20 protein-coding genes are annotated in these 20,398 nt (G+C 61.7%); 6 read left to right on the forward strand and 14 right to left on the reverse strand.

Features of this window, described 5'->3' with window-relative positions; genetic code table 11:
• Positions 1–33: 33 nt before the first annotated feature.
• On the reverse strand, positions 34–1,383 hold the full coding sequence (locus RSO67_RS02805; RefSeq protein WP_315844152.1) for an adenylosuccinate lyase family protein: 1,350 nt from the start codon (positions 1,381–1,383) through the stop codon (positions 34–36).
• 156 nt (positions 1,384–1,539) lie between these two features.
• Between RSO67_RS02805 and RSO67_RS02810 the strand changes: the two genes are divergently transcribed.
• Positions 1,540–2,268 (forward strand): GntR family transcriptional regulator, encoded by a 729-nt coding sequence (locus tag RSO67_RS02810; protein WP_315844153.1) that lies wholly within the window; start codon positions 1,540–1,542, stop codon positions 2,266–2,268.
• Positions 2,269–2,294: 26 nt separating this feature from the next.
• Here the strand turns inward: RSO67_RS02810 and RSO67_RS02815 are convergent, their stop codons facing one another.
• From RSO67_RS02815 to RSO67_RS02850, 8 genes are all read right to left on the reverse strand, one after another.
• A complete protein-coding gene (locus RSO67_RS02815) occupies positions 2,295–2,699 on the reverse strand; it encodes a hypothetical protein (protein ID WP_315842267.1) in 405 nt (134 codons plus the stop codon).
• Positions 2,700–2,703: 4 nt separating this feature from the next.
• Complete coding sequence (recJ, locus tag RSO67_RS02820; RefSeq protein ID WP_315842268.1) at positions 2,704–4,542, reverse strand: single-stranded-DNA-specific exonuclease RecJ; 1,839 nt, start codon at positions 4,540–4,542, stop codon at positions 2,704–2,706.
• Between the two features lie 47 nt (positions 4,543–4,589).
• Complete coding sequence (locus tag RSO67_RS02825) at positions 4,590–5,309, reverse strand: haloacid dehalogenase type II (protein ID WP_315842269.1); 720 nt, start codon at positions 5,307–5,309, stop codon at positions 4,590–4,592.
• 79 nt (positions 5,310–5,388) lie between these two features.
• Entirely contained in the window at positions 5,389–5,841 is a 453-nt protein-coding gene (locus RSO67_RS02830) for a GNAT family N-acetyltransferase (protein ID WP_315842270.1), read from the reverse strand.
• A 10-nt stretch (positions 5,842–5,851) separates the two neighbouring features.
• Positions 5,852–6,850 carry a class II fructose-bisphosphatase gene (glpX, locus tag RSO67_RS02835; RefSeq protein ID WP_068736567.1) on the reverse strand — a complete coding sequence of 333 codons (999 nt, stop codon included), beginning with the start codon at positions 6,848–6,850 and terminating at the stop codon, positions 5,852–5,854.
• Between the two features lie 57 nt (positions 6,851–6,907).
• Positions 6,908–8,230, reverse strand: a complete 1,323-nt coding sequence (locus RSO67_RS02840; protein ID WP_315842271.1) for a homoserine dehydrogenase — start codon at positions 8,228–8,230, stop codon at positions 6,908–6,910.
• Positions 8,231–8,306: 76 nt separating this feature from the next.
• A complete protein-coding gene (locus tag RSO67_RS02845; protein ID WP_092143358.1) occupies positions 8,307–9,527 on the reverse strand; it encodes an LL-diaminopimelate aminotransferase in 1,221 nt (406 codons plus the stop codon).
• Between the two features lie 93 nt (positions 9,528–9,620).
• Positions 9,621–9,935 carry a hypothetical protein gene (locus RSO67_RS02850; protein WP_315842272.1) on the reverse strand — a complete coding sequence of 105 codons (315 nt, stop codon included), beginning with the start codon at positions 9,933–9,935 and terminating at the stop codon, positions 9,621–9,623.
• A gap of 243 nt (positions 9,936–10,178) precedes the next feature.
• Between RSO67_RS02850 and RSO67_RS02855 the strand changes: the two genes are divergently transcribed.
• From RSO67_RS02855 to RSO67_RS02865, 3 genes are all read left to right on the forward strand, one after another.
• The gene (locus tag RSO67_RS02855) at positions 10,179–12,014 is read left to right on the forward strand and encodes a PHA/PHB synthase family protein (protein ID WP_410001799.1); all 1,836 of its coding nucleotides are present in this window, start codon (positions 10,179–10,181) and stop codon (positions 12,012–12,014) included.
• A gap of 147 nt (positions 12,015–12,161) precedes the next feature.
• A complete protein-coding gene (locus RSO67_RS02860; protein ID WP_089264168.1) occupies positions 12,162–12,563 on the forward strand; it encodes an MAPEG family protein in 402 nt (133 codons plus the stop codon).
• Between the two features lie 27 nt (positions 12,564–12,590).
• Complete coding sequence (locus RSO67_RS02865; protein WP_315842273.1) at positions 12,591–13,532, forward strand: glutaminase; 942 nt, start codon at positions 12,591–12,593, stop codon at positions 13,530–13,532.
• A 112-nt stretch (positions 13,533–13,644) separates the two neighbouring features.
• Here the strand turns inward: RSO67_RS02865 and RSO67_RS02870 are convergent, their stop codons facing one another.
• The gene (locus RSO67_RS02870; protein WP_315842274.1) at positions 13,645–13,974 is read right to left on the reverse strand and encodes a DUF2735 domain-containing protein; all 330 of its coding nucleotides are present in this window, start codon (positions 13,972–13,974) and stop codon (positions 13,645–13,647) included.
• 374 nt (positions 13,975–14,348) lie between these two features.
• Between RSO67_RS02870 and RSO67_RS02875 the strand changes: the two genes are divergently transcribed.
• Together RSO67_RS02875 and RSO67_RS02880 are read left to right on the forward strand one after the other, a co-directional pair.
• A complete protein-coding gene (locus tag RSO67_RS02875; protein ID WP_089264165.1) occupies positions 14,349–15,383 on the forward strand; it encodes a glutamine synthetase beta-grasp domain-containing protein in 1,035 nt (344 codons plus the stop codon).
• Positions 15,384–15,588: 205 nt separating this feature from the next.
• Complete coding sequence (locus RSO67_RS02880) at positions 15,589–16,053, forward strand: carboxymuconolactone decarboxylase family protein (RefSeq protein WP_410001800.1); 465 nt, start codon at positions 15,589–15,591, stop codon at positions 16,051–16,053.
• 103 nt (positions 16,054–16,156) lie between these two features.
• On the opposite strand, the gene argC is transcribed toward RSO67_RS02880, so the two are convergent.
• The 4 genes from argC to RSO67_RS02900 form a co-directional block, all read right to left on the reverse strand.
• Positions 16,157–17,215 carry an N-acetyl-gamma-glutamyl-phosphate reductase gene (gene argC / locus RSO67_RS02885; protein WP_315842275.1) on the reverse strand — a complete coding sequence of 353 codons (1,059 nt, stop codon included), beginning with the start codon at positions 17,213–17,215 and terminating at the stop codon, positions 16,157–16,159.
• A complete protein-coding gene (locus tag RSO67_RS02890; protein WP_315842276.1) occupies positions 17,212–17,898 on the reverse strand; it encodes an FMN-binding negative transcriptional regulator in 687 nt (228 codons plus the stop codon). Before RSO67_RS02890 ends, argC begins: the two co-directional genes overlap by 4 nt.
• A 232-nt stretch (positions 17,899–18,130) precedes the next feature.
• Complete coding sequence (locus RSO67_RS02895; RefSeq protein WP_315842277.1) at positions 18,131–19,120, reverse strand: MBL fold metallo-hydrolase; 990 nt, start codon at positions 19,118–19,120, stop codon at positions 18,131–18,133.
• A 144-nt stretch (positions 19,121–19,264) separates the two neighbouring features.
• Positions 19,265–20,254, reverse strand: coding sequence for an MBL fold metallo-hydrolase (locus RSO67_RS02900; RefSeq protein ID WP_115028868.1), 990 nt, complete (start codon positions 20,252–20,254; stop codon positions 19,265–19,267).
• Between the last annotated feature and the right edge of the window lie 144 nt (positions 20,255–20,398).

The raw sequence follows: 20,398 nt of genomic DNA on the forward strand, positions 1-20,398 counted from the left end.
GAAATTCCTCCCCTGTTGTGTATGTATGTTGTTTCAGCGTCCGCTCATGCTCAGCACGCGATCGACCATCGGACCGCACAGGCCGAGATAGTTGGCCGGGTCGCAGTGACGACGGATGGCATCCTTGCCGCCAAGCGCTTCGGTAATTTCCGGGACCTCGGCGAGGATGTCCGCAAGCTGTCCGCCGCCTTCGATTGCCTTGCGGCAGGCATCGTAGACGACGTCATGCGCATGCTGGCGGCCGAGTTTCGGCGCCGCTGCCATCATCACCGCTTCGGCGACGATAAGGCCGCGTGTCAGATCCAGATTCTCCAGCATGCGCTTCTCATGAACCACAAGTCCGGCCAGCATGAATTTGGCATTTGCCAGCGAAGAGGCGGTGAGCAGGAAGCTCTCCGGCAACGACACCCATTCGAGATGCCAAGGCCCCGTTGCACGTTCCAGATCATGGATCATGCCGTCGAGCATGGTCGCGACATGCTGGCGCACCGCCTTGGCAGCGGCGAGCATCAGCTCGCTTGAAATCGCGTTACGCTTTTGCGGCATCGTCGATGACGCGCCGCGACCGGGCACGAAAGGCTCAGACACTTCGCCGAATTCGGACGATGACAACAGCATCACGTCGGTGGCGATCTTGCCGAGCGTGCCGGTGATCAGACCGAGCAGTGTGACCGCTTCGGCGATGCCGTCGCGGGCAACATGCCAGGTGATCGAGGGCTGATGCAGGCCGAGCTCCTCGCAGAACAGCTTTTGCATCTCCAAGCCGCCCTCGCCCACCGATGCGAGCGTCCCCGCGGCGCCGGAGAACTCGCCGAGCAGGATGCGCGGCAATGCCTGATCGACGCGCTCAATGTGCCGATCGATGGAGGACAGCCAGACGGCAGCCTTGTAGCCGAAGGTCACCGGCAGGGCCTGCTGCAGATGGGTGCGCCCGGCCATCGGCGTGTCGCGATATTTTTTCGCCATGGTAGCGAGGATGTCGCGGACCTCGCGCAGATCGCGCGCAACGATCTGCAAGGCCGCGCGGATCTGCAAGACGTTGGCGGTATCCATGATGTCCTGGGTGGTCGCGCCCCAGTGGACGTAGCGGCCTGCCTCTCCGGCGGCCTCGGATAGCTGATGGACCAGCGGCAGGATCGGGTAGCCGACGATTTCGGTTTCAGCACGGAGCTTGTCGAAATCGATCCGGATCGATTTGGCGGCAGCCTCGATGGCCTGCGCGACTTCCTTCGGCACGACGCCGAGACGGGCCTGGGCGCGGGCCAGCGCGACTTCGGCCTCGATGTAGCGGCCGACCAGGGCTTCGTCGGCGAAGACCGCCCGCATTTCCGCGGTGCCGAACATGTCCCGAAACAGGACCGAATCGAAAACCGTGCTGCCCATACCGCTTCCTCTTATTATGTTCGTACATATTAAATTGTACGAACATAAACCGTGTGTCAATCTCGTTTCTTGACGAGATGGTCGCCAATCAGGCTTCCATCTTGCGATCAGGGACTTAGGGGCCGAGGGACGACGGTGGAAAAGCGTTACGCGTTCGTGGCCCGAGCACTGACCGAGGCCATCGCAGACGGACGGCATCCAGTCGGGTCTGTGCTGCCGACAGAGTACGAGCTGGCGGACCAGTTCGCCGTGAGCCGGTCGACTGTGCGCGCGGCGATGCAGGAGCTGCAGGCGTCAGGCCTTGTCAGCCGGAAGCGCAATGCCGGGACGCGCGTCGAAGCGGCCTCTCCGGCCAAGGGCGGCGACGGCTTTACGCAGGCACTCAATACGATCGAGGCGGTGCAGCAGTTCGGCACCGAGACCGAACGACACGTGCAGCGTGTCACCGACATCGTCGCGGACAGCGAGCTTGCGGAGCAGCTCGGCTGCCAGCCCGGCCGTCGCTGGTTGTGCATCTCAAGTCTGCGCACGATTCCGGGCGACGTCACACAGACGCCGATCTGCTGGACCGATGTCTATATCGACGGCGCCTTCGCCGACGAGGTGCGCGCGAAGATGGGCGGGCATCACGAGATCTTCGGCACGCTCGTCGAGAAAATCTCGGGACGACGCTTTGCCGAGATCCGTCAGGACATTTCTGCGGTTGGCGTCTCGGACGCGATGGCGGAGCCACTGAAGGCAATGGCTGGCGCGCATGCGCTGTCGATTCGGCGGCAGTATCTGTTCGCCTCAAACGAGCTGGCTGAGGTCTCGCTCAGCATTCATCCGGCAGATCGGTATCGGTATTCGACGCGGCTGCTAAGGCGAGAACGCGTGCAGGAGTAAAGTGGGAGAATGCAGCCGAAGTCACGTCACGGCTGGCGAAGCCATGTAATGAACTGCTCGACATCAGCCCGGTCGTATCCGAGCAATTCGCCAATCACGCGTTCCAGATCCGGGCGCCGCCCCGGCAGCAAGGTGAGATAGAGGCTCTGCACCATGAGCATCGCCGGAATGCGCCATGCCTCTTGGGCGTCGGCGTAGAGTACATAACGCGTGGAAAGTTCTCTGCCGTTTGAAAGCTTATACTTCTCAATCTTCTCGGCTTTGACGAAGCGCCCATTCGCCACGAACTCATCGAAGCGAGGGTCGGGATAGTCCGTGTATTTTTCACTGCCTTCGAACACAAACATGCTGAGATGCTTCTGCCCGGCGATCATTAGATCGAATTCGCGTCCTTCATGAGGTCCCACATAAGACGGCGCTTCTTCCGACATCACGCTACCTGATCATCTTCGGCCCGGGATCGGGCGCGGCCACGTCGATCACGCGCATCTGCACGCGCTCGGCACCCTGCCAGCGATCGACGGTCAGCGAGCCCGCCACATGCACAGGCTGACCACGCAGCTCCTGTAATGCGTTGCCGAGCTTCTGTCCGACCGAGCGAAACGCGATGCCGTTGACCATGGCGCCGTCCGACGCCTTGAAGCGCAGCCGCAGATGCGCCTGCCCGACTTCATCGACATAAACGAGCTGATGCGCCGGCAACGCAATTACCGGCTCGGGATTGGCCTGCCCGAACGGGCCGGCGCGGTTGAGCGTATTCACCAGATCCGTCGTGACGCCGCGCGCAGTGACAGCGCCATCAATGAACAGTTCTTTCTCGTTGCGGGACTTGCCGACATCCGCAGCCAGCGCGCTTTCGATATAGGCGCGGAATTCGCCAAGCCGTTCCTTGCGTAGCGTGATGCCCGCGGCCATTGCGTGGCCGCCACCTTTCATGAGAAGCCCATCGGCAACAGCTTGCCGCACGGCTTTGCCGAGATCGACGCCGGAGATCGAGCGGCCAGACCCCGTGCCAATTCCGCCAGGCTCCAGCGCGATGGCAAAAGCCGGACGCGCAAATTTCTCCTTGAGCCGCGAGGCGACCAGACCGACGACGCCGGGATGCCAGCCTTCGCTGGCCGTCACGATCACGGAGCCTTTGTCTTCGAGCCCCAGTGACGCCAACGCCTCCGCCTCGGCTTGCGCTTCCGCGGCCTGTTCGATCACGCGGCGTTCGATGTTCAGCCGATCGAGTTCGGCAGCGATCTTAGCGGCCTCGGAAATATCGCCTTCGAGCAGCAGCCGCACGCCCAAATCGGCGCGCCCGATCCGGCCGCCGGCATTGATGCGCGGTCCAAGCATAAAGCCGAGATGCCATGCTTCCGGCGGACCGTTCAAACGCGCCACATCCATCAGCGCGGTGTGCCCGATGTGATCGCGGCGGCGTAATGCGATGAGACCCTTGGCAACGAAGGCGCGGTTCAGACCGATCAGCGGCGCCACGTCGGCGACGGTGCCCAGGGCCACATGATGCAGCATGCCCAAAAGATCAGGCTCCGGCATCTCTGCGGTCCAGAAACTGCGCTTGCGCAATTCGCGATTGACGGCGACCAGCGTGATCAGCACGAGGCCCACAGCGGCGAGATGACCGAGACCGGAAATATCGTCGAGCCGGTTCGGATTCACTATGGCATCAACGTCAGGCAATTCCTCACCGGTCTGATGGTGATCGATGACGACCACGGACATGCCGAGCTTCTTGGCCTCGGCCAGCGGCTCGAAACTCGTCGTGCCGCAATCGACCGTCACGAGCAGCGTGGCGCCCTTGCCGGCCAGCGTCCTGATGGCATCCACATTGGGGCCGTAGCCCTCGAAGATGCGATCGGGAATGTGGATCTGCGGGTCGAGCCCGCAATGGCGGAGATGCCAGGCCAGCAGCGCCGACGACGTCGCGCCGTCGACGTCGTAGTCGCCGAAGATCGCCACCTTCTCCCGGCGCTGCGCCGCATCCGCAATGCGCTTCGCCGCCGCCTCCATCTGCGTGATGGTGAACGGGTCCGGCATCAGCTTGCGGATAGTGGGATCGAGGAAGTCTTCGACCGCGTCGAGCTCGATATTGCGGCCGGCGATGACCCGCGCCAGCATTTCCGGCAATTGGAAACGCTGCACCATGGCCAGCGCTCGCGCCGCCCCGCGCTGGTCTACCCGGTCACGCCAGATCCGCCCGGTGGCGGATTCGGTGACGCCGAGAAAGGCCTGCTGGGATTCGACGGGAATGATGGTCGGTGGCGTCATGGGATCAGCAATAGGCCGCGCAGCCGCTTTCGGCAAATCTCAGGCCATCAGCAGCCCATCCACTTCGCCAGATCGTTGAAATCATCGGCCACCACGTCCCACGGGCCCTCGGCCTTGAAGTCGCGGTTCTGGTGCGGACCATATTCAGTGACGCGCGGCACGAAGGCGGTCTTGAGGCCGAGTTTGTGCGCGGCATCGAGATCGCTGTTATGCGCAGCCACCATCATGACTTCTGCAGGCTTGAGATTGAGCAGTGCGGCGGCGCCGAGATAGGCCTGCGGATCGGGCTTATAGTGTTCGAACAGTTCCGCGCTCACGATCAGGTCCCATGGCAGGCCGGCGAATTTCGCCATGTTGGTCAGCAGCGCGACATTGCCGTTCGACAACGGGCTGATGACGTATTTTGTCTTCAGCCTGGTCAGGCCGCTCACCGAATCCGCCCACGGATGCAGCCGGTGCCAGCCGAGTGTCATGTAATGCAGATCGTTGTCCGAGAGCCCGTTGATGCCGAACTTAGCGACCAGCACATCGAGTGACTGCCGATGCAGCGTATCGAGCTTGACGAAACCGCGCTCGGGATGATGACGCACCACGTCCATCGACGGCATGTAGGCCTGCCGCCAGGCATCGACGAGCGCAGTCCAGTCCGCGGCAATGCCGCGCGCTTTGCCGAACGCGGTACAGTCAGCAATCAGGCTGGAACGCCAGTCAACCACGGTGCCGAACACGTCGAACACCAGAGCCTTGACGTTATCGGTCTCGCTCATGGTCTCATCCCCATTTTGTTTTCTTGGTTTTTAGTTCGATTAATCCGAGCGCATGTTGGCGCGCTCGGATTGCCTTTAATCAGAGTATCTTCCGGTACTGCATAAATCCGGAATTGTCCGCCACCTGATCGTAGAGAATTCTGGCCTGCGCATTCTCGTTCTGGGTCAGCCAATGCACGCGGCTGCAGCCATCAGCCTTGGCCTTTGCATACACCGCTTCGATCAAAGCGCGACCGATGCCAAGTCCCCGCGCGCTGTTGTCAACGAACAGGTCCTGCAAATAGCAGTAATTGCCGGGCGTCCAGGATGAGCGGTGATACAGGAACTGCACGATGCCGGTGAGCTTGCCGTCCACATAGGCGCCGAGCAGGAACATCTGCTCATTGGCGTCATGGAAACGCTTCCACGCCGTATCGGTCGCGATCTGCGGCAGCGTCGATTTGTAGAAGGTTAGATAGCCCTGCCACAGCGGCTCCCAGGCAGCCCGTTCATCGGGGCCGACCGGGCGGATCTCAACATTCGCCTTCAACATGTGACCGAACTCAATCCAGGTGGAATTTTTCGAGCTGGCGATGCTCGCCCTTGATGATGCGCACGGTGCCGGTCACCGAACGCATCACGATGGTCTCGGTCTCGATGACGTCGCCGCGGAACTTGACGCCCGACAGCAATGCGCCGTCGGTGACACCAGTGGCGGCAAACAGGCAGTCGCCCTTCGCCATGTCCTCGATGCCATAAATCATCTTCGGATCGGTGACACCCATCTTCAGCGCACGCTCGCGCTTCTCATCGGTATCGAGGATCAATCGGGTCTGCATCTGGCCGCCGATGCAGCGCAGTGCTGCGGCCGCCAGCACGCCTTCCGGTGCTCCGCCAATGCCAAGATAGATGTCGATGCCAGATTTGGCGGGATCGGTGGTGTGGATGACACCGGCGACGTCGCCGTCCGGAATGAGACGCAGTGCCGCTCCGGTCGAGCGGATCGCTGCAATCAATGCTTCGTGCCGCGGCCGCTCAAGCACGAGGGCGGTGATCGCCGACACCGGCACGCCCTTGGCCTTGGCGAGGCGCTTGATGTTCTCTTCCGGCGATGCGTCGATGTCGATCACGTTCTTGGCGTAACCCGGACCAATCGCGATCTTGTCCATATAGACGTCGGGCGCGTGCAGCAGTGTGCCGCCGTCGGCCATCGCCATGGTGGCGATCGAGCCCGGCATGTCCTTGGCGCACAGTGTCGTACCTTCCAGCGGGTCGACGGCAATATCGACCTTCGGGCCGGCATTGATGCCGACCTTTTCGCCGATATAGAGCATCGGCGCTTCGTCGCGCTCGCCCTCGCCGATCACGATGGTGCCGTCGATCGGCATCTTGTTGAGCTCGCGGCGCATCGCATCGACCGCTGCCTGATCGGCCGCCTTCTCCTGCCCATGACCACGCAGCCGCGCAGCCGACACCGCCGCGCGCTCGGTCACACGAACGATCTCCAGCGTCAGAATGCGCTCGAGCAGTTGCTGCGGCGGGACGGTAATATGGGTCGACATTGGCGGGCTCCTTCTACGGTGGGACGAATGTCCCCGTACAACTCTCAACGCGTGGATTTAGTTCTTCTCGATCCGGATAACCTGCGGCTTGCCCGATATCACCTTGTCGCTCTGTACGGCCTGGAGGGCGCGGCGCATCGCGTCCTCGGTGGTGGCATAGGTGATCAGGATAACAGGCACCGGTGACGATTTCGTGCTCTTGCCAACCGGCTCGATGCCGCCATTCGGATGGCGCTGCACGATCGACTCCAGCGAGATCTTCTGCTCGGCCAGACGCGTTGCGATGCGTGCGGCCGTGCCGGCAAGATCGCGCGCCATCAAGCGGATGTAATAACCACCTTCATGGCGCTCCATCGGAGCCTTGGTGGTGGTCTTGAGCTTCTCAACCGGCCGACCGAACGGCAGCGCGCGCACATTACGTGCGACATCGGCGATATCGGCAAGAACTGCAGACGCCGTCGCGGCGCCGCCAGCGCCGGGACCGACCAGCGTGATCGGCGCAATGCCTGCGCCGTCAACCGTGACAGCGTTGGTGACGCCCATGACCTGCGCAATGGAGGATGACAGCGGCACCATGGTCGGATGCACGCGTTGTTCGATGCCAGTTGCGGTGCGCATGGCAACGCCCAGCAGCTTCACACGATAGCCAAGCTCTGCAGCAGCACGCAGATCTTCAGCCGCGATGGACGAAATGCCCTCGACTGACACTGCGCTCTGCGCGACCTTGGTCCCGAATGCGAGGCTGGCGAGAATGGCCAGCTTCTGCGCCGTGTCGTGGCCATCGACGTCGAAGGACGGCTCGGCCTCGGCGTAGCCAAGCCGCTGCGCGTCTTTAAGGCATTCCCCGAAGGACAGGCCCTCCAGCTCCATCCGTGACAGGATGTAGTTACAGGTGCCGTTGAGAATACCGTAGACGCGATTGATATCGGTGCCGACGAGACCTTCGCGGATGGTCTTGATGATGGGAATGGCGCCAGCGACGGCGGCCTCGTAGTTCAGCGCGCCGCCGTTCTTCTCGGCCGATGCCGCGAGCTTCAAACCATGCTTGGCGATCAGTGCCTTGTTCGCGGTCACGACCGACTTGCCAGCGCGTAGCGCCGCCTCGATCGACGACAGCGCGGGATCGCCGACACCTCCCATCAATTCAACAAAACACTCGACTTCCGGATGCTGCGCAACCGCGAGCGGATCCTTCATCCAATCGATGCCGCGCAGATCGACGCCGCGCTTCTTGGTCTTGGAGCGCGCGGTGACAGCAACCACCTTGACGCCACGACCGCAGCGCGCGGCCAAAATCGAGTTCTGCTGTTCGATGAGACGGACAACTTCGGCACCAACGGTGCCGAGTCCCGCGATACCCACTTTGAGGGGTGCGATCATTAAGCTTCAGACCTGTCGGAATTCTTGTTGAGCGATGACCGGTCCGAAAACCGGTTGCCGGTTTTCGGGATCACGCCTATCGCCGGTTAGCGAGAGGAACCACGTTGTGCAACGTTTCGAGACCGCTTTCAAGGAAGCGGCGAATGCCGCGGGCAGCCTGGCGAATGCGCTGCTCATTCTCGACCATCGCGATGCGGACGTAACCCTCGCCATGCTCGCCGAAGGCGACGCCGGGAGATACCACCACGCCGGACTTTTCAACGAGAAGCGTTGCAAACTGCATGCTGCCGACTTCGCGGAATTTCTCCGGGAGCGGCGCCCAGGCGAACATCGATGCCGAGGGCGGCGGAATGTCCCAACCGGCGCGGCCGAAAGACTCCACCATCGCGTCGCGACGTTTGCGATAGACGTCGCGCATCTCGCGAATGCAGTCATCGGGGCCGTTCAGCGCCGCAGTGGCCGCAACCTGCACGGGCGTGAAGGCGCCGTAGTCGAGATAGGATTTCACCCGGGTCAGCGCGGCAATGATGCGCTCGTTGCCGACCGCAAAGCCCATGCGCCAGCCGGCCATCGAGAAGGTCTTCGACATCGAGGTGAACTCGACGGTGACGTCCATCGCGCCCGGTACCTGCAGCACTGAGGGTGGCGGGTTTTTGTCGTCGAAATAGACCTCGGCATAAGCGAGGTCCGAAAGAATGTAGATCTCATGCTTCTTCGCGAAGGCCACGAGGTCCTTGTAGAAGTCGAGGCTCGCCACCTGCGCCGTCGGATTCGACGGATAGCAGACAATCAGCGCGATCGGCTTCGGGATCGAATGGATGATGGCGCGCTCGACGGCAGCGAAGAAATCCGGCGTCGGCTCCGACGGCACCGAGCGGATCACGCCGCCGGCCATCAGGAAGCCGAAGGCATGGATGGGGTAGCTTGGATTCGGACACAGCACGACGTCGCCGGGCGCGGTGATCGCCTGGGCGACGTTGGCGAAGCCTTCCTTGGAGCCCAGCGTCGCCACCACCTGGGTGTCGGGATTAAGCTTCACGCCAAAGCGGCGCTCGTAATAGCCGGCCTGGGCCTTGCGCAGGCCGGTGATACCCTTCGAAGCCGAATAGCGGTCGGTTCGCGGCTTGCCCAGGGTTTCCTTGAGCTTCTCGATCACATGCGGCGGGGTCGCCAGATCCGGATTGCCCATGCCGAGGTCGATGATATCGGCGCCAGCGTTCCGCGCGGCGGCCTTGGCCCGGTTGACCTGTTCGAACACATAGGGCGGCAATCGGCGGATGCGGTAGAATTCTTCCATGGGATCGGGCTCCAGAACCGCTTCAGCATGCGGTTGAATCGTTTCTTTTTATCACGGAAGCCCGGTGACACCAGTCACGACGGGCAGTTTTGACTATTTGGCTGCCGGTTTGGCCGGCAGCACGACGGCCTGGCGATCGCGGGCGGCAGTCAGTTCGGCCTGCATCTTGGCCTGGTCCGCCGGCGCCATGGCGGTGCCTTCGCGTGTGGTCGGGAGGTCGTGAACCGGCAAATAGGTGCCCACCTCGGCCGGACGCGCCGGAGCGCCTGCGGGTGTGCCCACCATGGGCATGTCGGCGATGGTCGAGGCGCAGCCGCCAAGAGGCAAGCCAAGGCCCAGCGCCAACAGGGCGGCGGTTGCCACTGCCCGTGCGCTGCGACCATCGATGAATGTGCCTCTACGCGTCACACCACAACCCTACATCGCATTAGAATCGATTTTATCCCTATCGCAGCGCACCATCCAACCAATCTGGTCACAAACGATTAACGCCGGGAGAACAGGATGTAGGCTTGGATCTTCAATATGACGGAAGCAAGACCTTTGACGCGGTGCAGCACATCGAATCCTGCGGCAATCCGCGAACTGTGCCATCATCGATTTGCGTGGTGACGTACCGTTGCCCGACTGGAATGAAGCTGTTGTTGCGCCATGACCGAAGTTGCCACCGACGCCAAGGCTGCTGAAAACAAGACCTCGGGCGACAAGACCGATAAGCCGTTCAATCCCGAAGCTTTTGCGCTCAACATAGCCAAGGCGATGGAGAATGGCGGCAAGGCGCTGGCTGCCTATCTGCAGCCACGCCAGACCGGCGAGACCGTCGACAAGCCGCCAAGCGAGCTGACGGAACTGATCAAGACCTTCAGCATCGTCGCCAATTACTGGCTGTCCGACGACAAGCGCGCCGCCGAATTGCAGATGAAACTCGGCAAGGCCTATCTCGACCTCTGGGGCTCGGCGATGCGCCGGATGGTCGGCGAAGCCGGCTTGCCCGCTATCGAGGCACCGCCGCGCGACAAGCGCTTCAGCGATCCCGAGTGGAAATCGAACCAGTTCTTCGATTTCGTCATGCAGGCCTATCTGCTCACCACCCAATGGGCCCACGACCTCGTCAAGAATGCCGAGGGGCTCGATGCACATACCCGCAAGAAGGCGGAGTTCTACGTCCAGCAGATCACCAATGCGCTGGCGCCGTCGAACTTCGTGCTGACCAATCCGGAAGTGCTGCGCGAGACCGTGATGTCGAACGGCAGCAATCTGATGCGCGGCATGACCATGCTTGCCGAGGATATCGAGGCCGGCAAAGGCTCGCTGCGCATTCGCCAGTCCGATCCGAAGAATCTCGAAGTCGGCGTCAACATGGCGACGACGCCGGGCAAGGTGATCTTCCAGAACGAGGTGATGCAACTGATCCAGTATCAGCCGGCAACCGAGAACGTGCTGCGCACGCCGCTGCTGATCGTACCGCCTTGGATCAACAAGTTCTACATCCTCGATCTCAAGCCCGAGAAATCCTTCATCAAGTGGGCTGTCGATCAGGGCGTCTCGGTGTTCGTGATCTCCTGGGTCAACCCCGACAAGCGTCTCGGCGCCAAGACCTTCGACGACTATATGAAGGAAGGCCCGCTGACCGCGATGGACGTGATCGAGCAGGTCACTGGTGAGATGACGGCTCACACCATCGGCTATTGCGTCGGCGGCACCCTGCTCGCCTCGACGCTGGCCTGGCTCGCCGAGAAGCGCCGCGTCCGCGTGGCATCGGCAACGTTCCTGGCCGCGCAAGTCGACTTCACCCATGCCGGCGACCTCATGGTGTTCGTCGACGAGGATCAGATCTCGGCGCTGGAAAAGGACATGCAGGCGGCGGGTGTGCTGGAAGGCAGCAAGATGGCCATGGCCTTCAACATGCTGCGCTCCAACGACCTGATCTGGTCCTACGTGGTCAACAACTACCTCAAGGGCAAGCCGCCTTCGGCCTTCGATCTGCTGCACTGGAATTCGGATGCGACGCGGATGCCGGCGGCGAACCACTCGTTCTATCTGCGCAACTGCTATCTGGAGAACAAGCTCTCGACCGGCAACATGATCCTCGACAACACCCGGCTCGATCTCTCCAAGGTCAAGGTGCCTGTCTACAATCTCGCCACCCGCGAGGATCACATCGCGCCGGCGCAATCGGTGCTGTACGGCTCGCAATTCTTCGGCGGCCCGGTGAAATACGTGTTGTCCGGCTCCGGCCATATCGCCGGCGTGGTCAATCCACCGGCCTCCGGCAAGTATCAGTACTGGACCAACGATAACGCCCACGCCACCGATCTTGCCGACTGGATGAAGACCGCGCAGGAACATGCTGGCTCATGGTGGCCAAACTGGCGGGAGTGGCTCTCCGGCATCGATGGTGAGGAAGTTCCTGCCCGCCATGTCGGCACCGACGCATTCCCTGCGCTGGAAGACGCCCCCGGCAGTTATGTGCGGGTGCGGGCGTAACGGCCCGCCTCCTCCGCGCTTGCTTGGCGTCGTCACAGCAAACGTCTATGATTTCGGCCAAGACGCGTCGCATCCGCTTGCGGCGCGTGTGTTTTGCATGACCATCTCCGCGTTTTCCGCGGGAATTTCGACTGAAAGGATACCCGGATGACGCGCGAATTGTTCTGGCTGACGCTGACCGTGATTCTCACCGGCCTGCTCTGGGTGCCTTATATGCTGAACCGCATCATGGTCCGCGGTGTCACCGGCGTCATGGCCAATCCGACGCGTACCGACAGGCCGCAGGCTGAATGGGCTAACCGGATGATGTTCGCCCATGACAACGCCGTCGAGAATCTCATCATCTTCGCGCCGCTGGTGCTGATCCTGAATGCCGCCGATGTCTCGACCCCGACCACTGTTCTGGCCTGCGCGGTCTATTTTTGGTCGCGCGTGGTGCATCTGATCGTCTACACGCTCGGCCTGCCGATTTTCCGCACGCTGGCCTTCGTGGTCGGCTTTATCGCCCAGGCGGTCCTCGCCATCGCGATCCTGCGGATTCCGTACTAACGCTTCTTCTCGCCAGATTGATCTGCAATGAACCACGCTGCCCCAAGTCTCGATCTCGTCGTCAAGGAAATTGCCGACGAGATGGCGCAGCGAACGGACCGCGGCGACGTCGCGAGCTATATTCCGGAACTGGCGGGTGTCGATCCCAACCAGTTCGGCCTTGTGGTTATCGATGCCGATGGTCGGGTTGCAGCCGGCGGCGACGCCGATGTGCCGTTCTCGATCCAGAGCATCTCGAAAGTCTTCACGCTTACGCTGGCGCTCGGCATGGTCGGCGACCGGCTCTGGAAACATGTCGGCCGCGAGCCCTCGGGTAACCCATTCAACTCCATCGTCCAGCTCGAACGGGAGCGCGGCGTGCCGCGTAACCCCTTCATCAATGCCGGCGCCATCGCCGTCACCGATGTCATCCTGTCCGGCCATCAGCCGCGCGAGGCTATCGGCGAAATCCTGCGCTTCATGCAGTTCCTGGCCGGTGACAGCTCCATCGTCATCGACGAGGCCGTCGCGGCCTCCGAAAAGCGCACCGGCTTTCGCAACACCGCGCTCGCCAATTACATGAAGTCGTTTGGCGTGGTCGAAAACCCCGTCGACTTCACGCTCGGCGTCTATTTCCACCACTGCGCGATCGCGATGTCGTGCCGGCAGTTGGCCATGGCGACGCGCTACCTCGCTTATTCGGGCCGCAATCCATCGACCGGGCTCTCGGTGGTGTCGTCGGAGCGGGCGCGCCGTATCAACGCATTGATGCTGACCTGCGGGCACTATGACGGCTCCGGTGAATTCGCCTATCGTGTAGGCCTGCCCGGCAAGAGCGGCGTCGGCGGGGGCATTATCGCGGTCGCGCCCGGCAAGGCGTCGATCGCCGTCTGGGCGCCGGGTCTCGACAAGCACGGCAATTCGCATCTCGGCCGCATTGCGCTCGAGGCGCTCACGAAACGGCTCGGCTGGTCGATCTTCGGCGTCTGACGCCAACCGGTTTCCGGTCATGAAAAAGGGCTGAAACATCGCTGTTTCAGCCCTTGATCGTCGTCGATAAACCGCGCCTGGGGCGGCGAACCTTGCTTTCGACCAGGCACCGTCAATGTTCGTAGGTCCGGTTGGCTTCCTGGATGGCAGCCTCGTGGTACCAGCTGTCATAGTCGGCCACGGTTTTCACGGTTGAGGCACGCAGGTCCAACGGCTTGCTGAGCCGTCCCCGCGGGCCAACCGATGCACGTCCACCAACCGGGAATTGGTAGATTTTAGCGGTATGGGGGTGATGCGTTTGAGATGTCGGCATCGCTTCTCTTCCTTCCTCTGATCTGTTTTTTCCTTTCGGATCATCATTGTAACAGAGGCGCCCTTCTTTTGTGCCGACTGCCTCGTAAGAAGCATCCAAATGGCTACAATATGCGCACTCGATGGACATGCGCTTTGGGCGCGCAGGTTTTGAAGCCGCCTAAGCAGCGTCTGACCTCTCATTTGAGCGTCTGAAAGGCAGAAAAGTTCCGGTCGAAAATAGCCTGCAAGGGAATTGGGCAGCCGGTATTTTCGCGCGCGGCCGAATTCTTCTGAAAAATCCACGAATCCGGACCGATTCCCGGCCTCCGACGCCCTCTCCAGACAGCGAATGACAGCCCCGTTTGGGGACGCGCCGCACTTTTCGTCACAAAAGCGTTGCACCGCGACAAGTTGGCATACTACGTGCTTTATATGCAGCGCCGCTGGGGGCGGATTTTGCGTCCGCCCGCCGGCAAGCTCAGGGCTCACGCCCTACGCATCGCCAACTCATGAGAGACCCGCATGACAAAGTATAAGCTCGAGTATATTTGGCTCGACGGTTACACGCCGGTTCCGAACCTGCGTGGCAAGACGCAGATCAAGGAATTCGAAGATTTCCCGACCCTCGAACAGCTCCCGCTGTGGGGCTTCGACGGTTCGTCGACCATGCAGGCCGAAGGCCACAGCTCCGATTGCGTGCTGAAGCCGGTTGCGATCTATCCGGATGCGGCCCGTGAGAACGGCGCCTTGGTGATGTGCGAAGTCATGATGCCGGATGGCGTCACCCCGCACTCGACCAACAAGCGCGCCACCATTCTCGACGATGCCGGCGCTTGGTTCGGTTTCGAACAGGAATACTTCTTCTACGAGAATGGCCGTCCGCTCGGTTTCCCCGAGGATGGCTATCCCGCGCCGCAGGGCCCCTACTACACCGGCGTCGGCTTCAAGAACGTCGGCTCAATTGCCCGCGAGATCGTCGAAGAACATCTCGACCTCTGCCTCGAAGCCGGCATCAACCACGAAGGCATCAACGCCGAAGTGGCGAAGGGCCAGTGGGAATTCCAGATCTTCGGCAAGGGCTCCAAGAAGGCCGCTGACGAAATGTGGATCGCGCGTTACCTGCTGCTCCGTCTGACGGAGAAGTACGGCATCGACATCGAATTCCACTGCAAGCCGCTCGGCGATACCGATTGGAATGGCTCGGGCATGCACGCCAACTTCTCGACCGAATATATGCGTACGGTCGGCGGCAAGGCTTACTTCGAAGCTTTGATGGCCCAGTTCGACAAGAACCTGATGGACCACATCAACGTCTACGGCCCGGACAACGACAAGCGTCTGACCGGCAAGCATGAGACGGCTCCGTGGAACAAGTTCAGCTACGGCATCGCGGACCGCGGCGCCTCGATCCGCGTCCCGCACTCCTTCGTCAAGAATGAGTACAAGGGCTATCTGGAAGACCGTCGCCCGAACTCCCAGGGCGACCCCTACCAGATCGCTTCGCAGATCCTGAAGACCATCTCGGAAGTCCCGACCGCCAAGTCGGCTGCCGCGTAAGCGTCTGACTTCGGATCAAATATGAACGGCCCGAACGCAAGTTCGGGCCGTTTTGTTTGGCCCCTGCGTCCTTTCGCCGCCTTAGAGGATTGGACAAGAGATCGGCAGGATCGGTCTAACGCCGAGCGCGCGACATGCCCCAATGCTTGTCCGCTGTCGCAACATTCGCGACGTTGATGCGGCGAGAAAACTGGGAGAAGCGATCATGTCATATCGAACGACCGCTTTCGTTGCGGCATTCTCCATGCTGGTATCTACAGCAAGTCTTCGCGCGGAGACGACGGAAGAACGCCTGCGACGCGGCGACGAGGTTGTTCGATCGCTCAATGCCGGCAGCAGCCCGCCGACCCTCGAAGGCCTGCGCGCCGAATTTCCCTTTCTCGCCGATGCGATCACGGGCTACGCACTCGGCGACGTCTGGGCCCGGCCGGTTCTCGACGCGCGCACGCGACAACTCGCAGCCGTCGCCGCTTTCGCGGCGCTGGGGCATCGGCCGTTCATGAAGATCCATGCGAACTACGCGCTCAACGCCGGCGTGAAAGAGGACGAGCTGAAGGAGATCGTCTATCTGACGACCGTCCATGCGGGTTTCCCGCGCGCCATTGAGGCGGCGCAGACACTGAGTGAGCTGTTCAAGGAGCGCGCACAAAGGCCGGGATCGGCGAAGTGACAAGAGCATAGAAAAAAGGCCCGAACGCAAATTCGGGCCTTTTCTGTTGTCTCTCGCTGTCGTCACCCGGCCTGTAATGCGGGCCGAGGTGTATGCGCGCTCTTTACGGGAACATCGCCGGCTGATCGATGCCCAGCGTCTCGGCAAAGCCAAGCACCAGATTCATGTTCTGCACCGCCTGCCCCGATGCGCCCTTGGTAAGATTGTCGAGCGTCGAGACGATGATGGCGCGGCCCGGGATACGGTCAGCGGCAACGCCGATGAAGGTCATGTTGGAGCCGCGCACATGCCGCGAATGCGGCGTCTTGCCGAATGGCAGGATGTGCACGAACGGCTCCTTCTCATACTGCTTCACCAGCACCTCGTGGAGATCCTGCGCCGTCTTGCCGCGTCGGCCTCGCACATAGATGGTCGAGAGAATGCCGCGGTTCTGCGGCAAGAGATGTGGCGTGAAGCTGACAACAACCTCCTTGCCGGCAGCCTTCGAGAACTCCTGATCGAGTTCAGCCATATGCCGGTGATGGCCGACGCCATAGGCGTTGAAGCCTTCGGACACTTCCGAGAACAGCATCTCTTCCTTGGCGGAACGCCCTGCTCCGGTCATGCCGGACTTGGCATCGATCACGATCTCATCGGTCTCGATGGCGCGCGCCTTCAAGAGCGGCACCAAAGGCAGGATCGCGCATGATGTGTAGCAGCCGGGATTGGCGATGAGCCGCGCCTTCTTGATGTCGCGCCGATAGATCTCGACGAGGCCGTAGACGGCTTCCTTCTGCAGCTCCAGCGCATGATGCTCGTGGCCGTACCACTTGGCATAGGCTGCCGCATCCTCAAGCCGGAAATCGGCAGAGAGATCCACCACCTTGGTCTCGGGCGCCTTGGCCAGAAGATCCTGCAGCACCTTCTGCGTCGTCGCATGCGGCAGCGCGCAGAACACCAGATCGAGGCCAATGGTCGTCCAGTCGACCGAGTCGATGCTCACAAGCGTCGGCAGCTCATAGGGTGCGAATTGCGGGAACACATCGCCCATCGCCTGCCCGGCGCGCCGGTCGGCCGTCAGCAGCACGAGCTCGACCTTGGGATGACGCAGCAGCAGTCGCACCAGTTCGGCGCCGGTGTAACCGGACGCACCGAGAATGCCGATTTTCTTCTTCGTGCTCATCCCATAAATCCTTCGGCCTCAGCCATAGCAGTCAATTGTGTCGTCTCTTCCGCAAACAAATGCGACCGCAATTTGCGCATCGCATTTGAAATCTCGAACGCGGCAGGCTCCGGCCGCAGCGCCAGTGCGCTCATGACAGCCAGATGATCGGCATCTGACTTGTGCTGGTTGAGCTTGGAGCTACCCTCCACCTCGTCCACTGTCATCACCACACCGACGATCGCCTTCTTCATCGCCTCAAGCCGCCCCGCCGCCATCTTATCGGAGGTCCATGGCTTCTTCGGCGCCAGCCGTGTTTCGAACCTTGCGCTCAGCGCGTCAAGATGCGGGCCCAGTTCACCACCCGACAGGATGCGCACCGGTCCGGTGAGATGGACCGCCTGATAGAGCCAGGTCGGCACCTGATCGGGCGATACGTACCAGTCGGCCGACACATAGGCATCGGCGCCCAGGATGGCCATGGCCCATGGCGTCACGCCGTCTGCGAGCTTGAGCAGCGGATTTTGTCGCACAAGGTGAAAGGCCAGACGCGGCGTGCCGTCATTGCCGTAGTCGAGGCAGAAAGGCACCGCGGAGGCGATCGGCTTCCTGCCATCGAAGGCGCAGACCGTGCCGAAGCCGCGCGCGTCCGCAAACGCAAGTGCGTCAGTCCGATCGGTCTGAAATTTGGGCGGCGTATACATGACGGGCTCCTTCCTGAGTGAGGGCCGCCGGATGGGTCGCGCTGCTGTTTGGGAGAAAGACTGCCGCGGACCATATCCGGCGGCAGTGAGAGATCGAAACGCTTATGCGCGCATATCTCCACCTGCCGCGATAATGCGGCGGCGGCGGGCGATGATGCTGGTCGCAAGGTTGATCATGGGCGCGGTCATAGGGCCGCGCCCGCGATCCGTCAAGATCACCAGAGCACAGACCTCAGAGAACTGGGCTCCACGGCGCCGGCACGACGCGGTAGCCGTTGCCATCCTTCTCGACGAAACCGTTGGCCGGGAACGGATAGTGGAAGCCTTGCACCCGCATCCTGTCGGCGACCAACATGTCATAGACCTTGCGGCGGGTGGCTTCGGCCTGCACCGGATCCTGGTCGAAATTCACGTGCCAGCCGGGATTGGCTGCGAATAGCGCCGGAAGGTTGGTGACGTCCGACTGGATGAAGACCTTGTCCGATCCGGACGACAGCACATAGGACGTATGACCCGGCGTGTGCCCGATCGAGGCGACAGCCAGCAGCCCCGGCGCGACGTCCTTGCCCCATTCATAGGGCGTAACCTTCTTCTTCAACCCGGCCTCGAACACCCGCCGATTGTTCTTGAACAGACCGGTCATGCGATCGCCGGTGGCACGGCTCATCTCGCCGTCGTCCATCCAGAACTTCCACTCCGCTGCCGGCACCAGCACTTCGGCATTGGGAAACGCCAGCACGCCGTCCGCCGTCAGCAGGCCGTTCACATGATCGCCATGGAAGTGCGAGATCACGACCATGTCGATCATCTTTGGATCGATCCCTGCCGCCGTCATGTTGGTAATGAACTGACCGACATTGCCCTTGCTACTGGCATAGGCGCCCGGCCCGTTGCCCGTGTCGATCACCACCAGCTTGCCGCCGGTGTTGATCACCAGTGGCGCATAGAAGTTGGTGATCTGATCTTTCAGCAGAAATGCCCCGGCGAGCGCGTCATTGATATCATCGCGTTTGGCGTTGGAAATATAGGTATCGGCCAGCGGAAACGTCGCCGCACCATCGGAGATGGCGTTCACCTGGATATCGCCGACCTTGTAGCGATAGAAACTCGGCGCCTGCTTATCGGCCGGCGGTGCGGATGCCTTTGCCGGGGCCGATGAAAGCAGTGGCGTCGCTGCGAGCGCGGCGGCGCCCGCCAGTGCGTGTCGTCTTGACAAATCCATAAGTCTTCTCCCCTCGCTTTGCATGGTCGCTGTTAGCGCGACTCCGGCGCAGAGACTGGCACGACGCACCGACGGAGGCGACGGGTCTTTACGAGGCCAGCCGGCCTGCACCGCAGCGCAGGCCGGGAAATTGCCAGGCTTCGTTTAGATCACCGGGCTCCATGGGGCCGGCACCAGCCGATAACCGTTGCCGTCCTTCTCGACAAAGCCATTGGCCGGGAACGGATAGTGGAAGCCCTGCACCCGCATCTTCTCGGCCACCAGCATGTCATAGACCTTGCGGCGCGTTGTTTCCGCCTGTGCCGGATCCTGGTCGAACATCAGATGCCAGCCGGGATTGGTGACGAACAGCGACGGATGGTTGGTGACGTCGGACTGAATGAACAGCTTGTCGCTGCCGGACGACAGCACGAACGACGTATGGCCCGGCGTATGGCCTACCGACTCCACGGCGAGCAGGCCCGGCGCGACGTCCTTGCCCCACTCATAGGGCGTAACCTTCTTCTTCAGCCCATCGTTGAAGAGCTTGCGGTTGCTGGCGAACAGACCCTTCATGCGGTCATTGGCGGCCTTGGCCATCTCGCCGTCGTCGTTCCAGTACTTCCACTCGGCGGCCGGGACGAGGACTTCGGCATTCGGAAAAGCCGGCGTGCCATCGGCGGCCAGAAGCCCGTTCACGTGATCGCCGTGGAAATGCGAGATGATGACCATATCGACGTTCTTGGCGTCGATGCCGGCGGCGGCCATGTTGTTGGCGAACTGGCCGACATTGCCCTTGGTCGCCGCGAGGGCTCCGGGGCCGTTGCCCGTATCGATCACCACCAGCTTGCCGCCAGTGTTGATGACCAGCGGCGCAAAGTGAATGGTCATCTTGTCCTTCGGCAGGAAGGCCTTGTCGAGCGCGGCGTTGACCTCATCCTTCTTGGCGTTGAGCACGAAAGTGTCAGCCAGCGGAAAGGTGTTGGCGCCGTCGGAAATCGCGTTCACCTGCGCATCCCCGACCTTGTAGCGATAGAAACTCGGCGCCTGCTTGTCGGCCGGCGGAGCGGAGGCTTTGGCGGAGCCTGCGGTGAGCAATGGAGATGCGGCGAGCGCGGCGGCTCCGGCAAGGGCGTGACGACGTGACAAGTCCATGATGTTCTCCGGGGTGAAGCAGTGACAGGCGGGGGCTGGCGGAATTATTTACCAGCGTTCGATGACTTCTGCGAGATGTCGCGGCATTCAGACACCGCGACATGTCAGCCCGTTCAACACCCGGACACGGCGGTTATTCCTCGC

Source organism: Tardiphaga sp. 709 (genome assembly GCF_032401055.1).
Taxonomy (GTDB): Bacteria; Pseudomonadota; Alphaproteobacteria; order Rhizobiales; family Xanthobacteraceae; genus Tardiphaga.

Coding starts and splice junctions, on each gene's coding strand:
- RSO67_RS02830 (WP_315842270.1), bottom strand. CDS start 5,841: ATGTTGAAGGCGAATGTTGAGATCCGCCCGGTCGGCCCCGATGAACGG.
- RSO67_RS02805 (WP_315844152.1), bottom strand. CDS start 1,383: ATGGGCAGCACGGTTTTCGATTCGGTCCTGTTTCGGGACATGTTCGGC.
- RSO67_RS02825 (WP_315842269.1), bottom strand. CDS start 5,309: ATGAGCGAGACCGATAACGTCAAGGCTCTGGTGTTCGACGTGTTCGGC.
- RSO67_RS02840 (WP_315842271.1), bottom strand. CDS start 8,230: ATGATCGCACCCCTCAAAGTGGGTATCGCGGGACTCGGCACCGTTGGT.
- RSO67_RS02855 (WP_410001799.1), top strand. CDS start 10,179: ATGACCGAAGTTGCCACCGACGCCAAGGCTGCTGAAAACAAGACCTCG.
- argC (WP_315842275.1), bottom strand. CDS start 17,215: ATGAGCACGAAGAAGAAAATCGGCATTCTCGGTGCGTCCGGTTACACC.
- RSO67_RS02880 (WP_410001800.1), top strand. CDS start 15,589: ATGTCATATCGAACGACCGCTTTCGTTGCGGCATTCTCCATGCTGGTA.
- RSO67_RS02845 (WP_092143358.1), bottom strand. CDS start 9,527: ATGGAAGAATTCTACCGCATCCGCCGATTGCCGCCCTATGTGTTCGAA.
- RSO67_RS02870 (WP_315842274.1), bottom strand. CDS start 13,974: ATGTCCATCGAGTGCGCATATTGTAGCCATTTGGATGCTTCTTACGAG.
- RSO67_RS02900 (WP_115028868.1), bottom strand. CDS start 20,254: ATGGACTTGTCACGTCGTCACGCCCTTGCCGGAGCCGCCGCGCTCGCC.
- RSO67_RS02875 (WP_089264165.1), top strand. CDS start 14,349: ATGACAAAGTATAAGCTCGAGTATATTTGGCTCGACGGTTACACGCCG.
- RSO67_RS02865 (WP_315842273.1), top strand. CDS start 12,591: ATGAACCACGCTGCCCCAAGTCTCGATCTCGTCGTCAAGGAAATTGCC.
- RSO67_RS02860 (WP_089264168.1), top strand. CDS start 12,162: ATGACGCGCGAATTGTTCTGGCTGACGCTGACCGTGATTCTCACCGGC.
- RSO67_RS02895 (WP_315842277.1), bottom strand. CDS start 19,120: ATGGATTTGTCAAGACGACACGCACTGGCGGGCGCCGCCGCGCTCGCA.
- RSO67_RS02815 (WP_315842267.1), bottom strand. CDS start 2,699: ATGTCGGAAGAAGCGCCGTCTTATGTGGGACCTCATGAAGGACGCGAA.
- RSO67_RS02890 (WP_315842276.1), bottom strand. CDS start 17,898: ATGTATACGCCGCCCAAATTTCAGACCGATCGGACTGACGCACTTGCG.
- recJ (WP_315842268.1), bottom strand. CDS start 4,542: ATGACGCCACCGACCATCATTCCCGTCGAATCCCAGCAGGCCTTTCTC.
- glpX (WP_068736567.1), bottom strand. CDS start 6,850: ATGTCGACCCATATTACCGTCCCGCCGCAGCAACTGCTCGAGCGCATT.